The organism is Bacillus cereus group sp. MG4, assembly GCF_040460055.1.
GTDB classification, from domain to species: domain Bacteria; phylum Bacillota; class Bacilli; order Bacillales; family Bacillaceae_G; genus Bacillus_A; species Bacillus_A wiedmannii.
Map to the genome: position 1 here is coordinate 101572 of NZ_JARVGZ010000001.1, position 21810 is coordinate 123381.

Sequence of the window (21810 nt, forward strand, 5' to 3'; positions counted from 1 at the left end):
TTAGACTACACGAAAGGTGCTTATAGATGATGGGGAATATAAAAGAAGAAGATTTAGATAAGTTTAGAATGACATGTAAAGATCGTTTAAGTCCTGAGGGTGCAATGGTGTTTATGTTTGGAGGAATACTGTATAGTTCAATAGCTATTTTTTCTATTGTTTTATCAGCTGGTTGGGATTACTGCATAGCTCTTTTCAATGATATTGAAATTGTTAAGCTAGAAGTGTTGTTATATGCTCTGCAAATAATCTTTTTTATTCTATATTTATTTCCAAAAGCTCAATTTAAATTTCAAAAGTTACAAACATTTGTCGTATTATTATATGCATTTCAATTAGGGACTATAGGGTTCACTGTTTTTATTGTTTTTGAAATAGCTAATTCTTCAATTGACCAGATTGCATTAATATATGCAGGGTTATTATTTATAGGAGCAGTTATTGTCCATATTATGGCAACAATCGATACATTTAAACAAGCGAGTAAAGGTGCATTTAGTACGGATGAGAGATCCACTTCATTTTTTAGTAATACAAAAGGAACTATGATGAAGGTGGCCACAATATACGTACTAATTCTACTTATTTTGAGTTATTTTCGTAATGATTTTGCTTTAGACGATTTTATAATGGGGGGGGTAGTAGGGAATATTTTAATGTATGCAGTGGCTATTGGTGCAGCGGAATTTCAATTATTAGCTTATTGTAGATTTAAATTTTCGTCATTTAACATATCATGGGAGCAACATAAACGAGAGTCTCCAAGATATCAAAAGAAAAATAAAAAAGGTAAATCAAAACGTAAGGCGTAAAGGAAATGAGTATAGTAGATTTAAATGTTCGTCATTTACTATAATGTGGAAGGAATATGAAGGAGAGCGTAAGTGACATTTGAAGAAACATAAAAAATATAGCCAAGAGAAAGTATAGTAAAAGGAGTAGTTATTATGAAAATTCAATATAAAGCATTATCACTTTTAAATTTAATTAGTATTACTCAAATTGTAAAAAAAGAAGATTGGTTATTACCTGCTATCGCACTGAGAAATCAAGTTGTTCATAATGGAATATATGCAGTAGGTCCTGTTCTTTTTAAATATCAGCCATTGGAAAATGAACCAGAGTACGGTGAATATACGTATTCTGTTCCAGTAAATGAGCGTGTTAAATTAGGAGAGAATTCTGCATATGAATACGTTGATGGATTAATTATTGAAGAGGCATTAAGTGTTCGATTTACTGATGAAGATGGTGATATTGAGGAGGCTTATAATTTAATACATGAGTTTGCAGAACAGCATCATATTAAATTAGATAACGGTTTTTATCACGTATGTTTAGATGTATACGGTGACATGTGGCTAGATATTTATGCTCCTATTATAGAAGTAGGTGAAACAATAAAATGATAATTGAAGGACAAAGTATTGCATATACAAATGTTGTTTCGAAAGAGTACTATTTTCATTACGAAGATATGGAAGAAGCAATTGAACATTTTATGTCAGAAATTGCAACAGCGAATTTAACAGTAAAAGGTCCGATGTTTTATGCTTTGAAAAATATACCATCTGATGAAAATATGTTCGTTGAATTATTCATGCCAGTGAATGAAGATAAAATTCCAGCATCAGAAACACTTCAATTTAGGAGCTATTATTATGTTGATGAGATGCTCATGAAACGATATACGGGAGATTATGAAAAATTAACAGAGCAAGTATATGGTGAAATGCTTCTGTATATGGAGGATAATAATCTGAATTTAGCCTCGCCAATTTATCATGTGTTTAGCGGTGATGAGTCTTTACAGTATGTTGAAGTGAAGATTGCTGTATTTAATGAAGAATAATATTTTAAGCTTGTGACTTTTAAAATATGGAAACATCATGAAATATCATAAAAGAGATAGTTTTGAATAGGGTTTGGGGAAATGACATAAATAAAACCTTCTCTTCTTGTTAGAATGAGGAGGTTTTTCGTTCTCAAATCTATATGTAATTAACTTAATATTTCGACATGTGATTTTCAACGGGCTCATTCTGTATTGGTAGTAGTTACGTTCTATAGTTCACTTTGTTGCTATTTTGAAGGGGAAAGTTTATTCAAAAGTCAATTTGTAAAGAGAGGAAGGTGTTACTTTGAATAAGGATCAGAATGTTTTGAAAACAGAGAAAAGTTGTTTTGAAAGGACAATAGTATCTATATATAAAGCGTTAGAATTTATAATGAAATATACAATGATTCTAATAATAATAATGTCAATATTTGTGATAATTGCTGCTGTTTATTTTAAAATATATGAGGGTATAGGGGCAGGTGTATTCCTCTTAATCTCGTCATTATTTGCATATTTGGTGTTTTTTAAGAAAAGTAAAAATGCCTAAATTAATAGCGGAAATAAAATTTCAAAGATTAACTATAATACGTTATTTGAAGAGGGAAAGCTTTAAATATGGCATGAATGTATAATAGCAAGAAAACCTTCTCTTTTCGTTAAAATGAGAAGGTTTTTATTTTTAATCTACATGATTTAAGTAAAGGTAGTTAAAGGTGGGACAATTGGATGTGGAATATAAAAGAAAAAGATTTAGATGAATTTAAAATAACATGTAGAAATCGTTTAAGTCCTGAGGCTGCTGTAGGTTTTATGTTAGGTTCAATCATATACACCTCATTAATAATGTTAGGTTTAATTTATGGTTTGGTGAAATTTGGTTGGTCAGTATATCCTAGTTTACTAGAGGAAACAATTATTAAAATAGAGTTATTTTTGTATAGCTTACAAATCATTTTTCTTATTGTATATTTATTTCCCAAAGCCCGTTTTAAATTTCAAAAGTTACAAGCTATAGTTATATTGCTATATGCACTTCAACTTGCGACTATAGGATTTGTAACAGTAGTTGTTTCGAGTATTTTCAGTTATTCAAATGATCGTGTTACATTGACTTATGTAGTCTTATTATTGTTAGGAGCCTTTATTATTCATATTTTTACAACAATTAATACCTTTAAGCAAGCTAGCGAAGCCGTATTTAGTAAGTCGGAAAATTCAGTTTCATTTTTTAGTAAGACAAAAGATTTTTTTATGATTGCTTCTATATTATATGTATTAACTCTCCTAATCTTAATTTATATTAATAATGATTATACGATGGAGCAAATAGGTTGGTATTCTGTATTGCCCCTTATACTGTACGCGGTGGCCATAGGTGCAGCAGAGTTCCAATTATTAGTCTATTGTAGATTTAAGTTTCCGTCATTTTATATTTCGTGGGAGGAACATGAAAGAGAACGTCAGAAAAGACTAAAGATGTATGAAGAGAAGGAAAAGAAGCAAACCAAAGAAAAAAAATAAGTTTTGCGTCGAAATGAGGAAAGATGAATGCTAAAGGAAGAAGATTTAGGGTTTTTCAAAATTGTAAATAAAAATCGATTAAGTCCGGATTATATAAGAATCTTTTATGGGGGAGTTTTTGTATATACTTCTATACCAATGCTCATCATGTTTTTAGGTATTTTGCTGAACAGTGATAAGGTTTCTTTAACACCATTTGAAACATTTTTGGTACGATCTGAGGTAAAGTTATACATTTTGGAGTTGATTTTTTTAATAATTTTCATGTCTTTAAAGGTTGCTTTTAAATTACAGAAACTCCAAGCCATCGTGACTTTATTTTATTCTTTTCAATTAGCAACATTACCATTTATCGTTATGATGGTTGAAGGAATGTTTGATTTTCCAAGTAATAATAAAACGTTAGTTTATATTGGTTTAATAATGTTAGGGGCGCTTTGTACTCACATTGTAACTACAATTGATGTTTTTAAAAAGGCAAAACATGGAGGATATAAATCGGAAGGACCAGCTGTCTCATTTTTTACTAACGCAAAATTATATTTATCGATTGGAATGACAATTAGTGTAATTGTTCTACTTATATTAATTTTTCTAAATCTTAATTATACATTTAGCCAAATGGCAATTTATGTTGTACAAACAATAATATTATATATATTCGCTGTAGTATCAGCAGAATTCGTCCTATTGGTGTATTGTCGCTTTAAATTTCCATCATTTAATATTACGTGGGAACAACATGAAAAGGAACGCCAAGAATTTATAGCAAATAGAAAAAGAATAAGAGAGAAAGAACAAAAGAGAAATAAAAACTGAAATGAAAGTTGTAAATGATACTCGTAAACTTATATAGAATAAATGCATTATTCATAAGTTAACTAGTAAAGGGAGGGATGTAATATCTTGAATAAAGATCCCAAAACTGTAAAAATAGAAAAAGGTTTATTTGAAAGTGTAATAGCACCTATTATCGTTGGGATTATGTTTATCTTTTTAATTCTATATAAAGTAGCAGAGTTTCTAGGGAAGTGGATTGTTATCTTTGGAATAATATTTTTTATTGGTAGTATATTTCTTTGCATATATCTAGAAGAATATGGAGGAGTGTTGGGCGGTGGGATAGGGTTAATATCGATGTTATTGTTATATTTTATGTTTATTAGAAAAAGTAAAAAAGGCTAGTTTAATATGAAATACTAAAAACATTTATTTACTTTCAGTTTGTCTACAAAAATAGAGTTATTACATGATTTTAGAAAAGATGGTGTAATTATATGTGGAATATAAAAGAAGAAGATTTAAATGAATTTAAAAGTACTTGCAAGAATCGCTTAAGTCCCGATTGGGCGACAGGGTTTATGTTTGGAACGATGTTTTTTATTTCATTAATAATGTTTTTTCTTATTGGAGGGTTAATAAGGTTTGGTTGGAGTTATTACCCGACTCTCTTTGATAAAATAATTGTTAGTCTTGAGTTAGTGTTTTATAGTCTTCAAGTCATTTTTTTAATTATTTATCTGTTTCCTAAGATGCCATTTAAATTACAGAAACTACAAACACTTGTGGTACTATTATATGCATTTCAGCTAGGCACTATAACATTTACAATGTTGATAATTCCAGGAATGTCAAATTATTCAATTGATCAAATTACATTAATGTATGTTGGGTTATTATTTTTAGGTGCAGTCATTTTACATATTTTAGCGACTATTGATACTTTTAGACAGGCAAGTAAAGGGGCATTTAATAAGGAAGAAGAATCCTCTTCATTTTTTAGTAAAACAAAGAGGACTGTAATAAAGTGTGCTGTAATTTATGTGTTAATTCTTCTCATTTTAATTTATGTGCATAATGATTATACACTAAATATTTTAGGATTGTATGCGGGAGGAACTTTAATAATGTACGCGGTAGCCATAGGTGCAGCAGAGTTCCAATTATTAGTCTATTGCAGATTTAAATTTCCGTCATTTTATATTTCATGGGAGGAACATGAAAGGGAACGTCAGGAATTCTTAAAGCGTTATAAAGAGAGGGAGGAAAAGAAAGCGAAAGAAATAAAATAAGTTTTGGTTTCTGAAAATTCAAATATAATATATATGCAATTAAGGATTGTATATAAATCAATGCTATTAAAAATTAAAGTATCTTCAATATAATCTGTATGAGTAAATAAATAGCAGTAAGTAAAGGTGAAATGTATTACTTTCCAAAAAGGAACATAATGAACTTAAAAATGCCTAGAGAAATCAACGGGGTGTCAGTATGAAGTTAAAGAAGAAAGCTAAGATGATGATAGTTCTGTCAATAGTATCAAGTTTATTAGGTGGATGTGGTTTTGGAGAGACAAAGATAGAGTATGAGAGATTAGTAAAGGCGTTGGATGAAGGGGATATGAAGACAGTTATGTCTGCGAGTGACGATGGTTATGCTTATGTGACCCAAAGAGGTATTTATAGTACGTTTGAGCAAAAAGAAGATGGGGAGCACAGTAAAACAATTCGTCAAACTACGGAAGGTGTATATAATACAAAAGATAAAAGTTTATACGGAGAGGCGATACAAACAGTTGCGACTGATATAGAAAAAGACAAGGGAAAAAGGACAAATGAAAATTATAAAAAAGAAACTATTTATAGTACTCATGTTAAGTATGAAAATGGACAGGTGAAAAGTCCGGATTCAAATCTAGATGTTTCATACGTGAACTTAATTGTAGATTGTTTAAATGGGATAGGGAAACTAAAGATGAAGCCCGAGGATGATATAAAAAAGTTTGATCAGCCTAATTCAGTGGGATATCGACTAACTGAATCTGAATTTAAAGATATTATTAATAATAAATTAAAGATACAATACGATGAATTTGATGGAGCAACAATCGTATTGCACCTGGATGCCCCAAAAAATCCAAAACAAATTTTGCAAATGAGGATAGATCTAGACTTTAAAGAAAAGAATGAGGATGGAAGATTAGTAGAAAATATGTTCCAAATAATAACGTATTTTAATAGAAAACAGGATAATAACCAAGATGCGAGGCAGGAATATTTAAAATATAAGGCGCAGTACAACAAAAGAGATGGTTAAGAGTGGCGATGAAAATAAAAAGGTGTGAAATTAGTGACTAAGAAAATTGCATCTTTATTTTGGTAATATACTATAGTTCGGGGAAAGGTGGAGTTAACAAATGTGGAACATAAAAGAAGAAGATTTAGATGAATTTAGAATTACATGTAGAAATCGTTTAAGCCCTGAAGGAGCTATGTTGTTTATGTTTGGTGGAATGCTTTATAGTTCGTTATTGATGCTCTTTATTTTTGGAGCATTAATTAGATTTGGCTGGGATTACTATCCGACTCTTTTTGACACAGTAATAGTCAGGATGGAATTGTTGTTATATAGCCTACAAGTAATCTTTTTTATTATATATCTGATCCCTAAGGTACGTTTTAAATTTCAAAAGCTCCAGACATTGGTGATATTATTATATGCGTTTCAGTTAGGTACTATAGGTCTTACGGCATTTGTTCTTCCAGGGATGAGTAATTATTCTATTAATTTTATTACGCTTATTTATGTAGGTTTACTAGTATTAGGAGCAATACTTGTTCATGGTGTAACAACAGTTGATACTTTTAAACAAGCAAGTAAAGGTGCATTTAGTATGGGAGAAAGATCTACTTCATTTTTTAATAAGGCAAAGAAAAATGTAATGTTTGGTGTGGCAATTTATGTACTAATTCTTCTTGTTTTAATTTATGTACAAAATAATTACTCATTGAGCATAATGTTTGGTTACTTTATATTTACGTTCATCATGTACGCGATAGCCATAGGCGCAGCTGAGTTCCAATTATTAGCCTATTGTAGATTTAAGTTTCCGTCATTTTATATTTCGTGGGAGGAGCACGAAAAGGAACGTCAGAAAAGACTAAAGCTTTATGAAGAGAAGGAAAAAAAGAAAACTAAAGAAATAAAATAAGTTTTGTGTCGAAATGAGGAAAGATGAATGCTTAAAATAAAGGAAGAAGATTTAGGTTTTTTCGAAATTGCAAATAAAAATCGATTAAGTCCGGATTATATAAGAATCTTTTATGGGGGAGTTTTTGCATATACTTCTATACCCATGCTTATTATGTTTTTAGATTTTTTGTTGAACGGTGACAAGATTTCTCTAACTCCTTTTGAAAAGATAGTTGTACAAACTGAGGTTAAGTTGTATGTTGATGTATTTTGTGTTTGTTAAACAAAGTAAAAAAGGCTAGTTTAATATGAAATACCAAAAACATTTATTTACTCCCAGTTTGTCTACAAAAATAGAGTTATTACATGATTTTAGAAAAGATGGTGTAATTATATGTGGAATATAAAAGAAAAAGATTTAGATGAATTTAAAATTACATGTAGAAATCGCTTAAGCCCAGAAGATTCTATGGTGTTTATGTTTGGAGGAATAGTTTATAGTTCATTATTCATGCTTTTTATTTTGGTAGCATTAATTAAGATTGGCTGGGGTTACTATCCAACTCTCTTTGACAAAATAATTGTTAGTATTGAATTAGTGTTATATGGTTTGCAAGTAATCTTTTTCATTCTATATCTAATTCCAAAAGCTCGTTTCAAATATCAAAAGTTGCAAGCATTTGTGATATTATTATTTGCATTTCAGCTAGGAACTATAGGATTCAGATTATTTATACTTCCAGCAATTTCGAATTATTCAATTGATCAAATTACATTATTGTATGTGGGTTTATTGTTTCTAGGAGCAGTTTTTGTTCATCTGGTGACAACGATTGATACCTTTAAACAAGCAGAGAGTGGAGCATTTAGTATGGATGAAAGAGCAACTTCATTTTTTAGTAAAACAAAAGGCAATGCAATGATTGGTGTTACGATATATGTACTAACCCTTCTTATTTTAATTTATTTTCATAATAATTATGAAACAGGGGTTTTAGTGGGGTATATGGCAGGAACCCTTGTAATGTACGCAGTAGCCATAGGTGCAGCAGAGTTCCAATTATTAGCCTATTGCAGATTTAAATTTCCATCATTTTATATTTCATGGGAGGAACATGAAAGGGAACGTCAGGAATTCTTAAAGCGTTATAAAGAGAGAGAGGAAAAGAAAGCGAAAGAAATAAAATAAGTTTTGGTTTCTGAAAATTCGAACAGAGTATATAAGCAATTAAGGATTGTATATAAATCAATGCTATTAAAAATTAAAGCATCTTCAATATAATCTGTATGAGTAAATAAATAGCAGTAAGTAAAGGGGAAATGTATTACTTTCCAAAAAGGAACATAATGAACTTAAAAAAATGCTTAGGGAAATCAATGGGGTGTCAGTATGAAGTTAAAGAAGAAATCTAAGATGATGATGATAGTTCTGTCAATAATAGCAAGTTTATTAAGTGGATGTGGTTTTGGAGAGACGAATATAGAGTATGAGAGATTAGTAAAGGCATTGGATGAAGGGGATATGATGACGGTTATGTCTGCGAGTGATGATGGGTATGCTTATGTGAAAGAAGAGGTTAGGGATAGCACGTTTTGGGCGGAAAATGATAATCGCATTAGCGTCGTATATCAAACAACAGGAGGAGTATACAATATTAAAGAAAAAAAGTTCTATGGAACAACTTGGCAAGAAATTGCTAGTTCATTAAATAGTGAGCAAAAAAAAGAAGAGATTGTATATAGAACTAGTATTAAATATGAAGATAATCAATTAAAAAGTCCAGATCAAAATTTGGATGTTTCGAATGTTTATTTCATATTTGATAGATTGAAGGGAATAGATAGTTTAAGGCCAAAAAAAGATAAAAAAAGATTTAATGAACCACCCAAGGTAACATATATATCAAACAACAGGAGGAGTATACAATATTAAAGAAAAAAAGTTCTATGGAACAACTTGGCAAGAAATTGCTAGTTCATTAAATAGTGAGCAAAAAAAAGAAGAGATTGTATATAGAACTAGTATTAAATATGAAGATAATCAATTAAAAAGTCCAGATCAAAATTTGGATGTTTCGAATGTTTATTTCATATTTGATAGATTGAAGGGAATAGATAGTTTAAGGCCAAAAAAAGATAAAAAAAGATTTAATGAACCACCCAAGGTAACATATTACTTAACTGAATCGGAATTTCAAAAAATAATTAATAATAAGTTAAAGGTGGACTACGATAAATTTGATGAAGCAATATTATTAATGGAATTTAGTTCGGCGAAAGATTCAAAAGAAAATCCAATGGAATTCACTACAATAAGCATCACAATGGGATATGAAAAAAAGAATAAAGAAGGCCGATTAATAAGGCATGATCAAAAAATAGCAATCTATTTAAATACTAAAGAAGATAACGATAAAGCTTCTAAAACCCGATATGAGGAGTATGAAAAACAATATTTGAATAATAAGTAATGTATAAAATAAGGGGAAAGGTGTAGTTATGGCATGAGTAAAAGGTTAGTTAAAAAAATAGTTATTGTAATGACAGTAACGTTTTTACTAAGCGCGTGCAGTTTCGGGGAAACAAAAATAGAGTATGAGAGATTAGTAAAGGCATTGGATGAAGGTGATATGAAAACGGTTATGTCTGCGAGTGATGATGGATATGCATATGTGAAAGAAGAGACTAGCGACAGTACTTATGAAGAAAAAGAAGATGGTGAACATAGCAGGATAATATATCAAACAACCCATGGAATATATAATGTGAAAGAAAACGACTTATATGGGAAAACAACTCAAAAGATTGTTACTGATATAAAAAATGATAAAAACGTTGGTAGTAATCAAAATTACAAAAAAGAAACGGTCTATAGTACAAATTTAAAAAATGAAAAATCCCGTTCAATAGCCCAGAATCAAGGCATAGATGTTTCATATGTAAAATTAATGTTTAGAGGATTAAATGAACTTAGTAAATTGAAACCGAGTGAAGATAAAAAAAGATCTAGTGAACCGAGCATAATAAGCTATGATTTAACTGAATTACAGTTTAAAAGCATAATAAATGACAAGTTAAATTTAAAATATGATAAATTTGATTCTGCAATATTGATGATTGAATTTAATACGCCTAATAATACAAAAGAAAATCAAATGAGAATAATACAAATAACAATATCGGTAAATTATGAAGAAAGAAAAGAAGATAAGCTTATAAAACGCAATCAAGAAATTTCAACATATTATCATACCAGAGAAGATAATAATCAAAGTGCCAAAAAAGAATATGTAAATTATGAAAAAGAGTATATAAATTAAAAATAATATATTTTGATTGAATTTTGAGAACGATAAATGTTGTGAAGATATGAGTAAAGGGGTAGTAAAAAATAGTTATTGTGATAACAGTTATGTTTTACTGAGCGCGTATAGTTTTGGTAAATCAAAATAGAGTATGAGAGTCTAATAAAGGCATTGGATGAAGGTGACAAGAAGACGGTTATACTTAATTGAAAGAAGAATATTTGGAACTTTTGAGGAAAAAGAATACTACTTGAACCATCAAAAGGCATTCTGGTTAGATGATTATGGTAATTAATATGGTAATGATATACCTAAAAGATTATCTGAATTTAGTTGTACAAAGATCTATGTACTTAAAAATATTAAGAATGTAATAGAATTTTAGTGCACGAAAATTATTTAAACTGTATAGAAGGGGAAATGTCAGGGTGTGGAATATAAAAGAAGAAGATTTAGATAAATTTCGAATAACATGTCAAGGACGTTTAAGTCCTGAAGGTGCTACGGGTTTTATGCTTGGAACAATATTTTATATTTCAATATTTATGTTTATTATTTTTGTAGGTGATTTGAATTACTACAACAATTTTTTTGATAGAACAATTGTTAAAACTGAAATTTTGTTATTTAGTATTCAAATTATATTTTTAATTATATATCTATTTCCGAAAGCATGTTTTAAATTTCAAAAGTTACAAACGCTAATCGTATTACTATATGCGTTTCAACTTGGAACGATATTATTTGTAGTTTCGATTGTTTCTGAAATGGCTGATAATGCAATTGGTAGGATGTATACCGGGCTACTAGTTGTAGGAGCAGTTATTATCCATATTGCAGCAACGCTAGATACATTTAAACAAGCAAGTGAAGGTGCATTTAGTAGTGATGAAAGATCCACCTCGTTTTTTAGTAAGACAAAAGGAGCTGTGATAAAGAGGGCTATAATATATATATTAATACTACTTCTTCTGATGTATTTTCAAAATGATTATTCAATTGATTTTTTTGTTATGTATGGAGTAGGAACTGTTTTAATGTATGCGGTTGCAATCGGAGCGGCAGAATTCCAATTATTGGCGTACTGTAGATTTAAATTCAAGTCATTTAATATGTCATGGGAAGAGAATGAGAGAATGCGTGGGAGAATTCGAAAGCGAAATACAAAATCCAAATCGAAAAGTAAATAAGAGGGAAATAGAATTGAAGTGAATGAAAATTATTTAAACTGTATAGAAGGTGAAGAGCCAGGATGTGGGATATAAAAGAAGAAGATTTATATAAGTTTAGGATGACATGTAATGATCGTTTAAGTCCTGAGGGTGCTATGGTTTTCTTTATTGGAGGGATAGTTTATACTTCAGTATTTATGTTTTTTATTTTTATGGGGGGATTGGATTATTATCATACTTATTTTGATAAAACAATTGTTAAAACTGAAATTGTTTTATATAGCTTACAATTCATCTTTTTAATTCTATATTCATTTCCAAAAGCACGTTATAAATTTCAAAAGTTACAAACGCTCGTTGTATTATTATATGCATTTCAATTAGGTACAATAACATTTACAGCGTTAGTTCTTCCTGGAATATCTGATTATTCAATTGATCGAATGACTTTAATTTGTGTAGGGTTATTATTTATAGGAGCAGTTATCGTTCATATTGTGACAACAATTGATACATTTAAACAAGCGAGTGAAGGTGCGTTTAGTAAGGATGAAAGATCCATCTCATTTTTTAGTAAAAGAAAAGGAGATGTGATGAAGTGGGCTACAATATATGCGCTAATCCTGTTTATTTTGATATATTTTCATAATGGTTATGGAATTGATGTTTTAGTTCTTTATGCGGTAGGTATTGTTTTACTGTATACAGTAGCCATTGGAGCGGCAGAATTTCAACTATTGGTGTACTGTAGATTTAAATTCAAGTCATTTAATATGTCATGGGAAGAGAATGAGAGAATGCGTGGGAGAATTCGAAAGCGAAATACAAAATCCAAATCGAAAAGTAAATAAGAGTGAAATAGAATTGAAGTGAATGGAATTTATTTAAACTGTATAGAAGGTGAAATGTCAAGGTGTGGAATATAAAAAAAGAAGATTTAGGCAAGTTTCGAATGACATGTCAAGGGCGTTTAAGTCCTGAAGGTGCGACGGGATTTATACTCGGAACGATATTTTATACTTCATTATTTATGGTTATTATTTTTATAGGAGGAATAGATTATTATACTACCTTGTTTGATAAGGTAATTGTTAGGATTGAATTAGTGTTATATGGTTTGCAAGTAATGTTTTTGATTCTATATTTATTCCCTAAACCTCGTTATAAATTTCAAAAATTACAAACGCTCGTTATATTATTATATGCATTTCAACTTGGAACTATCGGATGCACGTTATTTGTTCTTTCTGGAATGATTGAGAATTCAATTGATCTCAATACACGTGTTTATGTAGGTCTATTAGTATTAGGTGGAATTATTGTTCATATTGTGACAACAGTTGATACATTTAAACAAGCAAGCGAAGGTGCATTTAGTAGTGGGGACAAATCAGATTCGTTTTTTAGTAAAACAAAGGGACATGTTATACAAGGTGCTGTAATTTATGTGTTAATTCTTCTTGTTTTAATTTATATAAATAATAATTACTCATTAAACACAATGTTTGGTTATGTTATGTGTAATGTTGTTATGTATGCAGTAGCCATTGGAGCGGCAGAATTCCAGCTCTTAGTGTATTGCAGATTTAAATTCAAGTCATTTAATATGTCATGGGAAGAGAATGAGAGAAAGTGTGGAAGAATTCGAAAACAAAATAAGAAATCCAAAACGAAAAATAAATAATATATTAATAGAATTTTAGTGTTCGAAAAATAATTGAAACGTATAGAAGGTGAAAAACTGAATGTGGAATATAAAAGAAGAAGATTTGGATGAGTTTCGAATGACATGTAGAGTACGGTTAAGTCCTGAGGGAGCTACAGGATTTATGATGGGGGGCATACTCTTTAGTTCAATAATTATATTTTCTATCGTTTTATCAGGTGGTTGGGAGTATTGTAAGGTTCTCGTTGGAATGGGAATTGTAAAGTTTGAGCTGTTTTTATACAGTGCGCAAATCATTTTTTTAATACTATATTCGTTTCCAAAAGCTCGTTATAAATTTCAAAAATTACAAACAATTGTTGTGTTATTATACGCATTTCAATTAGGAACGATTGGGCTCACAGCTTTAATTGTTTCTGAAATAGCTAATAATTCGATTGATGTTTTTACATTGACGCTTGCAAGTTTATTATTTCTAGGAGCAGTAATTTTTCATATTGTGACAACAATTGATACGTTTAAACAAGCGAGTAAAGGTGCTTTTAGTATGGATGAGAGATCTAAATCATTTTTTAGTAATACAAAGATGAATGTACTGAAGGGAGTAATGATATACGTACCACTCCTTCTGATTTTAATTTATTTTTGTAACGACTATGGGTTTGATGCTTTACTAATGTATGTGGTTGGGAGCATTTTAATGTATGCAGTAGCAATAGGAGCGGCAGAATTTCAACTATTGGCGTACTGTAGATTCAAATTCAAGTCATTTAATATGACGTGGGAAGAGAATGAGATAAAGTGTGGAAGAATTCGAAAACAAAATAAGAAATTCAAAACGAAAAATAAATAATATATTAATAGAATTTTAGTGTTCGAAAAATAATTGAAACGAATAGAAGGTGAAGAGCCAAGATGTGGAATATAGAAGAGGAAGATTTAGATAAGTTTAGGATGACATGTAATGATCGTTTAAGTCCTGAGGGTGCTACAGGATTTATGTTTGGAGGAATACTTTATAGTTCAATAGCCGTTTTTTCTATTATTGTATCAGGTGATTGGGATTACTGTATGGTTCTCCTTAATATAGGAATTGTTAAGCTGGAAGTGTTGTTATATGCTCTGCAAGTAATTTTTTTCATTCTATATTTATTTCCAAAAGCTCAATTTAAATTTCAAAAGCTACAAACAATTGTTGTATTATTAAATGCATTTCAAATGGCAATAATATTACTCGTAGTTTTGATTGGTACTAAAATGGCTAATAATTCAATTGATCAGATTACATTACTGTATGCAGGATTATTATTTTTAGGAGCAGTAATTTTTCATATTCTGACAACAATTGATACGTTTAAACAAGCGAGTGAAGGTGCGTTTAGTATGGATGAAAGGTCTGCTTCTTTCTTTAGTGAAACAAAAGGAAAGATGATGAAGTGGGCTACACTATACGCAGTAATTATTCTTATTTTGATATATTTTCATAATAATTATGGGTTTGATGATCTATTCATGTATGTAGTAGGGACCTTTTTAATGTATACGATAGCCATAGGTGCAGCTGAATTTCAGCTATTAGCATATTGCAGGTTTAAATTTCCGTCATTTAACATTTCATGGGAGCAACATAAAAGAGAGACTCCAAGATATCAAAAGAAAAAGAAAAATAAAAAAAGTAAATCGAAACGTAAGGCATAAAGAAAGTGTGTATTGTAAGTTTTGATGATAGAAAAGTAATAATTTACAGGAGAGTATTTTAACTTCTAAAAGAAAATTTAATTATGTAAGGTGATAAAAGTGATTAGTAGGTTATCTAATTGAAAATATAGAGTGGGTAGTGTGATGATGAAATGAACAAAAAAAGGGTTTCTAAAATGATTAGTATCATAATAGCAATCAGCCTATTACAAGCATGTAGTTTTTTTGAAGAAAAGATAGAGTATGAGCCATTTGTTAAGGCATTGGATGAAGGTGACATGAAAAAGGTTATGTCTGCGAGTGATGATGGGTATGCTTGTGTGGAACAAAGAGGCATATATAGTACATATGAACAAAAAGAAGATGGAGAGCATAGAAAAACAATCTATCAAACTTTGGAAGGTATATATAATACGAAAGATAAAAGTTTATATGGAAGTACAACACAAGCAGTTACTTCAGCAGTAGACAGCAAAGATAATAAAAAAGAAGGTGTTTATCGTACCAATATTAGTTATGAAAATGGACAGGTAAAAAGTCCGGATTTAAATCTGGATGTTTCATACGTGAACTTAATTGTAGATCGTTTAAAAGGAATAGGGAAACTAAGGATGAAGTCCGGAGATGATATAAAAAAGTTTGATCAACCTAGTACAGTTGGATATAAACTAAATGAATCAGAGTTTCAGAGTATTGTTAATGATAAGTTGAAAATACAATATGATGAATATGATGGTGGATCGATTGTACTGCATATAGATTCTAAAGATGGTTCAAAGCAGATATTGGAGGTAAGTATTGTAATAAATTATAAGAAGCGAAATGATGAAGGTAAGTTAGTAGAACACATATCACAAATACATACATCTTTTGATAGTCACCAAGGCAATAATCAGGATGCGAGACAGGAATATATTGATTTTAAAGCACAGTATAATAAGAAGCAGTAATATTAAGAAGGGCATTTGCACGTAAAGATAATAGCGACATAAGTGTGATAAATGTTTCGATTTGTAGTGGAAAGAATTTGAGTATAAATATGTAGCCCCAATTGCTAGAGTAAATGCAACAATTGGGGCCATTAATCTGTCTAAATTTAGCTTGAATACATAACATGTTTTAGTTAGAGTATTGCTCCGCAAGTAGTTTCTCCATCTTCATCATAACGGTGCGAAGTTTTTGTATAATCTGTTTTATTGCTAAGTTACAACTATTTCCTCTTATAAAGTATTGCTTATTATCGATACATCGTCCACATCCCAATGTCTTTAAATCCTAGTCGTTTATAAATTCGTCCAGCAGCTGGATTGTTATAAAATAAACAAAGTGTTCGGCCTTCTTTCGTAAAGTCTTGAAACATTTTTTGCAATATGAGTGAAGCATATCCATTTCCGCGGTAATTCGGGTGTGTACATACACCAACTACCATTGCGGATAATGAATTTTCAGCGGAAGTAGAGGCGGATGTTAAGCCTGATGAGGTTTTATCTATGAGTGACCACTCTTTTAGTTATTCATTTAGGAAAATTATAGAGGTTACAGACTTGTGAGTCAATAACTATCAGAGGTAAATTATTCAGGGGACACTTGTGAGGTAGGCAAGAAAGCTGAACTAATGGCTTTACTTAGCTCATTCGTGTATGAACTGGTAACTAGAGAGATGGATTATGTAGTTAATCTGAGGAGGATAACTATATAGTCGATCTCTTTTGCTTTATTCTGAGAAGATTGACTCACAGTCACACTCTTGAGATAAGGCACTCCAGTATAGTGCTAGTTGGTATGGCTTTTATGTTATAATATAATAGAAAGATATTAAGAGGAGAGAAGGGGTTTAAAATAAGTGATAAACCGTTAAATCGTAAATTATTACTTCAAGAAAGAAAAAACGAGCTAAATCGCAGAATGGCTCGGAAAAAAAGTACTTATAATCTTTCTACAATTTTAGGTATTGCTTGCTTTGTGATACTATTTTTTTTGGCGTATATTTCTCCTGACTATACTAAAGAGCAGTTTGATATACCAACTCCTATGCTGTACATAATTCTTATTTCTTACGGAATTGTACTAATAGCAATTCCTTTAACTAGAACTATGAGTGAACAAATAGTAGAACTTCAAGATATAGAGAATGAGTTAGATTTATTAAGTATTTCTCATTCATCATTAGAAGAGAGATCAGAGAAACTTTTTAAGCATCATCATCTTGAATTGAAGAGATACTATGATGAAAACTTAAAACAAAGCTCTTGGATATTTGTTGTTGGTATAGCATGCATAGGAGTGGGATTTGTAATAATTGGAGTTACTTTATATTTTCTAATTGCTAACAGTTCCAACGAGCTAGAAAATAAGATAATTGTAGCCTCAGTAGGTGCAATAGGAGCTATACTTTCTAACTTTATTGCTGTAATTTATTTGAAGATGCATTCTGAGACAGTAAAAGCATTAACAGAATTTCATAATCGATTTGTAAACACGCATCATTTCTACTTTAGTAACTTCTTATTATCTAAGATTCAGAATGAAGACAAGAGAGAAGATGCACTTGTTGAGCTAGCCTTAAAGATTAATGGTATTTCACCAAAGGCTCCAGCTCAGGGGGAAGAAAATAAATAGGTATCACCTAAACACTGTTTGGATCTAAGCAGTGTTTTTTCTATAGAGTTAGTGACTTGGTAAGTAATTGACACTCTGTTGATAAGCTGGGGAGGTAAAGCCTTAAGCCAGACCGTTGGACGTAATAATTTGATTATAGGTAATGATGAGGAAGAAGAAGCTCATAGATTGTTCTTGTGAAATCTTATTAACAGACTGATGATATTGCTATACAATATGACTAGATAAGGAGGAGAAGAATGACTATTAAAATTGATTTGTTTGAATTCCCAACAAAAGAAGAGATGGCACCTCTTTTAAAAGAAAGCCCACTTTATAGTTATAGAATTAAGGGAGACTTATTTTGTTGGACTAGGGAGGAACTTGCTGGATTTGATATGATTGATCATCATATTGCTGCTCAGGATTTATCCCGTTCATTGAATAATAGAATCTTTCAGTTGGATTTGAGTTACTCATATCTCTTATATTATTCAAAACGAGGTATCTCAGATGGAGAATATCCGTATTTAAAAAAAATGCCAGAAGAAGAATGGACGAATAAGATTCACTTTGAGAACTATGTTGATATCTTGTTTTCAAAAGCTTTTACAGCTTTAGATTTGCTAGCTCATTTGTTGTTTGCTTGCTTAGGCTTAAAAACTGAGAAGAAAGTAAAAGGTAAAACAAAAAATATTAATAAAAGCTTTAATAATGCGATGTTTCAGATTAAGAAACTAGATAGAGAATTATATAATAAATTAGACAAAATTAGGGATTCTTTGGAGTTTCAAAAAGCTTCTAAAGTGAGAAATGACATAATACATAACCAGCCACCTTATGAGATGCGAAACGAAAAAGTAAAAAGCCCAGGTGGCACTGAGACGGTAATAGTTAAATACGTACCATCTAAGGAGATACTGAATATTGCGAGAGACCTACTGGAGTTAATGAGACAGATATTTATAATAGTTGAGGATTTTCTTAAAGAGAAGCAACTTTGTTTGTAATTCTAATGTATGGAAACTTGTGAGGTGGAACGTATTACTTATAGCACCCCATTGCGAAGAAGAGGATGAGGGAGAAGAAAGCTGATGGAGGGCATCTTAGTTTAACTCTAGAGGTAAAACCCCCACCTCGATGCGGTACCTGTTGGGATATCCAAGTTAGGAACTATAAGGTCATATGAACCTGAAAGTGATCACCCTTGAGTCAGTCTACTAGTACCCCTCCAGAGTATACCTCCTCACCACTATCCACAGAGTACGACTACAGAGGTGAACCTATAGGGAAGTGCATAACCGACGGAGATATCAATCCTATAGCTATGCTAGTTAGCGCTACCTCGCAGTGAATACGACTGAGTAGATATACACTAGGTGAATACCTGTGGAGACCGCTACCTCATACAGTAATTTATTCAATGGACTAATGAAAGCACAATCAGTGTAGATATACCAAGGAGGCAGATACCCTAGAGTATATCTACGGAGCTGTACCTGTAGTTTACATAATCAATCTTATGGGTAGTAACTATTTTGGTTACAACTATATGAAAGTGAGGTAGCTGAACTCTACAGAGTGAACTCATGAACCTGCTTCTGTGCATACCTACAGAGAGGTGATGCTAACTGCTTTATATAGGTGCGCCTCTGTATGAGCTCTAGACGCCTTGAACGGTACGCTGTGCAGTGTGTACTGTTGAGGTGGATATGCGTCCTACCTGCAGAGTGCACCTTGTGTAACCCTGCTGCTGTGTGTACCACTATTAGCTGTGCGTATACCTATGGAGTACACTTGTGTGTATGGCCTGTGTGTTAGGTCTAGCGAGGCAGGCATAGAGTGTATACTGTGTAGTCCTCGTCCTCATATAGACCTTTGATTAATGAATGAAAGTACGAGGGCTAATGGAGGTAGCTAACTAGACTGAGCTCTTAGCCTTGCTGAACATATAGTAACGGTAGCCGAACTCTTAAGGTAGATCCACCTAGCTTACTTCACCAGTACAACTTACAGTGGTACTCATACAGACATACTTGTTAAACACTCCAGATTGACCTGTATGAGACGGTAGCTATATAAGTAATGTTATCATCTCTCCAGTGTAGCTACAGAGGACGAACCTCAATAGATGCCAACTCCTATTGTTCTTGAATCAACCAATGAAAGTAAGGCACTATCCTATACAGTCCACTGTCACGAAAGTACACCGCCTCACTGGACACACCCTCCGAAAGTACACACTCTGAAAGTAAGGCACTTCTGAAAGTGAGAGCACTATGAGACAGCAAGAGAGGAGAGTCCCATCACTCATAGGTACAGTATAACACTGCCTCCACAGTTTACAGCTACAGTGTTGCTACCTCATCAGTGTATGCCTACAGAGTGTATACTTGTATGGCCTTGCCTACTAGGCTACACGCGAGACAGTATACGTTGCTATATAGTGTGGCTAAGAGGGCGCCTTATGTTTTGTGTGCTACTAGTGCCTTGCCTCCTTAGTGTGAGCTATCTTGGTGTGTCTAAGGGTATGCGCCTCCACAGTGTAGACTAAGGAGCAGTACTATGAGTCAGCAAGCTCAGTAGCCACCGTCCTCATCAGCCACCACCTACCAAGGGTACCCGTACTTTCCGGAAGCATAGGGGGGTGCGTATGTACGGTAGTGGCCAAACGTAGGAGAAATCATATAGGAAAATCGGCTCCTCTAGTATTTCCCTACAGAGACATCCACCTCACCAGTTTTCTACTTAGTGCATTATGCACCTATTGGAAAAAAATAAAATTTGGAGTCGGGACATCGAGGTAACCTCGTCAGTCCGTCTCCAAGGGTATAAACATTGTTTAAGACCTTTCCATCTTCACCTACAGAGACCGCCACCTCTCTAGTCTTACCACAGTATTACTTATATGCAATATATAGAATTACTATTGGCTACCTCCCTAGTCCTCACCTATAATGATAACCATAGAGGAGGGGATAGTATGTTCACGACCATAGAGTCACCGCTAGGCAGTATCCGTACTCACGAGGATTGGTATGTAGCTAAGGATGTTCTCATGAGTACGATAGGCTACAGGAGTATGACTGATCTGTTGGTCAAAGTAGACGACACTGAGCAGGGATACATACAAATGCCTGCTGGGTACAAGTTACGAGTGTTGACAGATAGAGGGCTGCAACAGTTCTTTGAGAGGACGAACTCTACCAAGTTACAGTTTAGCATCATGAGAGAGTGGTGGTTTACTAGAGAGAAGGATAGGGGAGAGGATGCTATGCAGTTGTACCTAAATGGATGTGTTCTCTATGGGATGGCTGTTAGTATGATGTTGATGAGGGTGACATATAATTAAAATAAACAAAGGGGGAATATTCATGAGTGACGTAAAATTAACTAATGAGGTAATCAGCCCGAAAGATAAGCGCGATAGTTTAGTTCACAGGGTGGAGTTACTTAGCGAAATAAAAGAATTATTGTTGCCACCTGAGTTAGAAATGGCTACTCTTCAGCAGGTCGCAGATTTTTACAATGTATCAAAGGAAATGATAAATACTCTACTTAAATCTCACCAGGATGAATTTGTTTCAGATGGGTACATGCTTATGACGGGAAACAAAATAAGCTCCTTCTTTCAAGAAAAGAAAAGAAGAGGATCATATACGGTAACATCGATAAATGGAAAGGAATATACATACTCTAGCTATAATAACTACTTATTTCCTAAGAGAGCAATCCTCCGAGTAGGGATGTTACTACGTGATTCTGAAGTTGCTAAAAAGGTTCGTGCTCAACTATTTAATACTGAGGAGAGCGCAGTTCAATTATATGTAAATGGATTAGTTCTGTGTGGATTATCGTTGAATTTACTACTAATGAAGCCATTTTCTAATCCAGAACAGGTCAGACAAGGGATATAGTTATTGCACTTAAGGTTACACTTGTATAGGGTATCTCATGAGTAGGTAAGAGAGGTACCTGTAAGAATGTAATAAAGGAGTAGACCTCCTCAGTCTAACTCCTTATATCTAACTATCTATA

The 21810-nt window shown here is 32.2% G+C and carries 22 protein-coding genes and 4 pseudogenes; 25 read left to right on the forward strand and 1 reads right to left on the reverse strand.

The genetic code is table 11. The features are described 5' to 3' along the window. The first annotated feature begins 29 nt into the window (after positions 1-29). The 22 genes and pseudogenes from QCI41_RS00555 to QCI41_RS00660 all read left to right on the forward strand — a co-directional run bounded on the left by QCI41_RS00555 (position 30) and on the right by QCI41_RS00660 (position 16124). Positions 30-812: a hypothetical protein gene (locus tag QCI41_RS00555; protein ID WP_353838730.1), complete on the forward strand. Its 783-nt coding sequence runs from the start codon at positions 30-32 to the stop codon at positions 810-812. A 135-nt stretch (positions 813-947) separates the two neighbouring features. Beyond that, positions 948-1409 carry a DUF5085 family protein gene (locus QCI41_RS00560; RefSeq protein WP_000701784.1) on the forward strand — a complete coding sequence of 154 codons (462 nt, stop codon included), beginning with the start codon at positions 948-950 and terminating at the stop codon, positions 1407-1409. Next, on the forward strand, positions 1406-1852 hold the full coding sequence (locus QCI41_RS00565; RefSeq protein WP_353838729.1) for a DUF5085 family protein: 447 nt from the start codon (positions 1406-1408) through the stop codon (positions 1850-1852). Before QCI41_RS00560 ends, QCI41_RS00565 begins: the two co-directional genes overlap by 4 nt. A gap of 289 nt (positions 1853-2141) precedes the next feature. Continuing rightward, positions 2142-2387, forward strand: coding sequence for a hypothetical protein (locus tag QCI41_RS00570; RefSeq protein WP_353838728.1), 246 nt, complete (start codon positions 2142-2144; stop codon positions 2385-2387). A gap of 179 nt (positions 2388-2566) precedes the next feature. After that, positions 2567-3361, forward strand: coding sequence for a hypothetical protein (locus QCI41_RS00575; RefSeq protein ID WP_353838727.1), 795 nt, complete (start codon positions 2567-2569; stop codon positions 3359-3361). A gap of 27 nt (positions 3362-3388) precedes the next feature. After that, entirely contained in the window at positions 3389-4180 is a 792-nt protein-coding gene (locus QCI41_RS00580) for a hypothetical protein (protein WP_353838726.1), read from the forward strand. An 87-nt stretch (positions 4181-4267) separates the two neighbouring features. Continuing rightward, positions 4268-4546 carry a hypothetical protein gene (locus QCI41_RS00585; RefSeq protein WP_353838725.1) on the forward strand — a complete coding sequence of 93 codons (279 nt, stop codon included), beginning with the start codon at positions 4268-4270 and terminating at the stop codon, positions 4544-4546. Between the two features lie 92 nt (positions 4547-4638). After that, positions 4639-5433, forward strand: coding sequence for a hypothetical protein (locus QCI41_RS00590; RefSeq protein WP_353838724.1), 795 nt, complete (start codon positions 4639-4641; stop codon positions 5431-5433). Positions 5434-5632: 199 nt separating this feature from the next. Further along, positions 5633-6457: a DUF3952 domain-containing protein gene (locus tag QCI41_RS00595; RefSeq protein ID WP_175361211.1), complete on the forward strand. Its 825-nt coding sequence runs from the start codon at positions 5633-5635 to the stop codon at positions 6455-6457. A 100-nt stretch (positions 6458-6557) separates the two neighbouring features. Then, complete coding sequence (locus tag QCI41_RS00600) at positions 6558-7352, forward strand: hypothetical protein (protein WP_353838723.1); 795 nt, start codon at positions 6558-6560, stop codon at positions 7350-7352. A 27-nt stretch (positions 7353-7379) separates the two neighbouring features. Next, positions 7380-7595 (forward strand): annotated as a pseudogene (locus QCI41_RS00605) (hypothetical protein); the annotation flags it as partial. Positions 7596-7727: 132 nt separating this feature from the next. After that, positions 7728-8522, forward strand: a complete 795-nt coding sequence (locus tag QCI41_RS00610) for a hypothetical protein (RefSeq protein ID WP_353838722.1) — start codon at positions 7728-7730, stop codon at positions 8520-8522. 201 nt (positions 8523-8723) lie between these two features. Beyond that, positions 8724-9023 (forward strand): annotated as a pseudogene (locus tag QCI41_RS30595) (DUF3952 domain-containing protein); the annotation flags it as partial. A 208-nt stretch (positions 9024-9231) separates the two neighbouring features. Continuing rightward, positions 9232-9804, forward strand: a pseudogene (locus QCI41_RS00620) (DUF3952 domain-containing protein); the annotation flags it as partial. Positions 9805-9837: 33 nt separating this feature from the next. Further along, positions 9838-10653 (forward strand): DUF3952 domain-containing protein, encoded by an 816-nt coding sequence (locus tag QCI41_RS00625; RefSeq protein WP_353838720.1) that lies wholly within the window; start codon positions 9838-9840, stop codon positions 10651-10653. A 147-nt stretch (positions 10654-10800) separates the two neighbouring features. After that, positions 10801-10848 carry a hypothetical protein gene (locus QCI41_RS00630; protein WP_229163603.1) on the forward strand — a complete coding sequence of 16 codons (48 nt, stop codon included), beginning with the start codon at positions 10801-10803 and terminating at the stop codon, positions 10846-10848. A 218-nt stretch (positions 10849-11066) separates the two neighbouring features. Beyond that, complete coding sequence (locus tag QCI41_RS00635) at positions 11067-11828, forward strand: hypothetical protein (protein ID WP_353838718.1); 762 nt, start codon at positions 11067-11069, stop codon at positions 11826-11828. A gap of 62 nt (positions 11829-11890) precedes the next feature. Then, positions 11891-12661, forward strand: a complete 771-nt coding sequence (locus tag QCI41_RS00640) for a hypothetical protein (RefSeq protein ID WP_000263485.1) — start codon at positions 11891-11893, stop codon at positions 12659-12661. A gap of 62 nt (positions 12662-12723) precedes the next feature. After that, positions 12724-13494 (forward strand): hypothetical protein, encoded by a 771-nt coding sequence (locus QCI41_RS00645; protein WP_353838717.1) that lies wholly within the window; start codon positions 12724-12726, stop codon positions 13492-13494. Positions 13495-13555: 61 nt separating this feature from the next. Further along, a complete protein-coding gene (locus QCI41_RS00650; protein WP_353838716.1) occupies positions 13556-14329 on the forward strand; it encodes a hypothetical protein in 774 nt (257 codons plus the stop codon). A 62-nt stretch (positions 14330-14391) separates the two neighbouring features. Next, entirely contained in the window at positions 14392-15174 is a 783-nt protein-coding gene (locus tag QCI41_RS00655) for a hypothetical protein (RefSeq protein WP_353838715.1), read from the forward strand. Positions 15175-15326: 152 nt separating this feature from the next. Beyond that, the gene (locus QCI41_RS00660) at positions 15327-16124 is read left to right on the forward strand and encodes a DUF3952 domain-containing protein (RefSeq protein WP_353838714.1); all 798 of its coding nucleotides are present in this window, start codon (positions 15327-15329) and stop codon (positions 16122-16124) included. A gap of 287 nt (positions 16125-16411) precedes the next feature. On the opposite strand, the pseudogene QCI41_RS00665 reads toward QCI41_RS00660, so the two are convergent. Beyond that, positions 16412-16639, reverse strand: a pseudogene (locus QCI41_RS00665) (GNAT family N-acetyltransferase); the annotation flags it as partial. Positions 16640-17079: 440 nt separating this feature from the next. On the opposite strand from QCI41_RS00665, the gene QCI41_RS00670 reads away from it, so the two are divergent. From QCI41_RS00670 to QCI41_RS00680, 3 genes are all read left to right on the forward strand, one after another. After that, complete coding sequence (locus tag QCI41_RS00670) at positions 17080-17793, forward strand: TRADD-N-associated membrane domain-containing protein (protein WP_253899408.1); 714 nt, start codon at positions 17080-17082, stop codon at positions 17791-17793. Between the two features lie 239 nt (positions 17794-18032). After that, the gene (locus QCI41_RS00675) at positions 18033-18782 is read left to right on the forward strand and encodes a Cthe_2314 family HEPN domain-containing protein (protein WP_353838713.1); all 750 of its coding nucleotides are present in this window, start codon (positions 18033-18035) and stop codon (positions 18780-18782) included. A gap of 2364 nt (positions 18783-21146) precedes the next feature. Continuing rightward, the gene (locus tag QCI41_RS00680; RefSeq protein WP_353838712.1) at positions 21147-21689 is read left to right on the forward strand and encodes a hypothetical protein; all 543 of its coding nucleotides are present in this window, start codon (positions 21147-21149) and stop codon (positions 21687-21689) included. The last annotated feature ends 121 nt before the right edge of the window (positions 21690-21810 follow it).

Excerpts from the sequence above, each read along its gene's own strand:
- QCI41_RS00555 (WP_353838730.1), top strand. The coding sequence starts at position 30 with ATGGGGAATATAAAAGAAGAAGATTTAGATAAGTTTAGAATGACATGT.
- QCI41_RS00560 (WP_000701784.1), top strand. The coding sequence starts at position 948 with ATGAAAATTCAATATAAAGCATTATCACTTTTAAATTTAATTAGTATT.
- QCI41_RS00565 (WP_353838729.1), top strand. The coding sequence starts at position 1,406 with ATGATAATTGAAGGACAAAGTATTGCATATACAAATGTTGTTTCGAAA.
- QCI41_RS00575 (WP_353838727.1), top strand. The coding sequence starts at position 2,567 with ATGTGGAATATAAAAGAAAAAGATTTAGATGAATTTAAAATAACATGT.
- QCI41_RS00580 (WP_353838726.1), top strand. The coding sequence starts at position 3,389 with ATGCTAAAGGAAGAAGATTTAGGGTTTTTCAAAATTGTAAATAAAAAT.
- QCI41_RS00590 (WP_353838724.1), top strand. The coding sequence starts at position 4,639 with ATGTGGAATATAAAAGAAGAAGATTTAAATGAATTTAAAAGTACTTGC.
- QCI41_RS00595 (WP_175361211.1), top strand. The coding sequence starts at position 5,633 with ATGAAGTTAAAGAAGAAAGCTAAGATGATGATAGTTCTGTCAATAGTA.
- QCI41_RS00600 (WP_353838723.1), top strand. The coding sequence starts at position 6,558 with ATGTGGAACATAAAAGAAGAAGATTTAGATGAATTTAGAATTACATGT.
- QCI41_RS00610 (WP_353838722.1), top strand. The coding sequence starts at position 7,728 with ATGTGGAATATAAAAGAAAAAGATTTAGATGAATTTAAAATTACATGT.
- QCI41_RS00625 (WP_353838720.1), top strand. The coding sequence starts at position 9,838 with ATGAGTAAAAGGTTAGTTAAAAAAATAGTTATTGTAATGACAGTAACG.
- QCI41_RS00640 (WP_000263485.1), top strand. The coding sequence starts at position 11,891 with ATGTGGGATATAAAAGAAGAAGATTTATATAAGTTTAGGATGACATGT.
- QCI41_RS00650 (WP_353838716.1), top strand. The coding sequence starts at position 13,556 with ATGTGGAATATAAAAGAAGAAGATTTGGATGAGTTTCGAATGACATGT.
- QCI41_RS00655 (WP_353838715.1), top strand. The coding sequence starts at position 14,392 with ATGTGGAATATAGAAGAGGAAGATTTAGATAAGTTTAGGATGACATGT.
- QCI41_RS00660 (WP_353838714.1), top strand. The coding sequence starts at position 15,327 with ATGAACAAAAAAAGGGTTTCTAAAATGATTAGTATCATAATAGCAATC.
- QCI41_RS00670 (WP_253899408.1), top strand. The coding sequence starts at position 17,080 with ATGGCTCGGAAAAAAAGTACTTATAATCTTTCTACAATTTTAGGTATT.
- QCI41_RS00675 (WP_353838713.1), top strand. The coding sequence starts at position 18,033 with ATGACTATTAAAATTGATTTGTTTGAATTCCCAACAAAAGAAGAGATG.
- QCI41_RS00680 (WP_353838712.1), top strand. The coding sequence starts at position 21,147 with ATGAGTGACGTAAAATTAACTAATGAGGTAATCAGCCCGAAAGATAAG.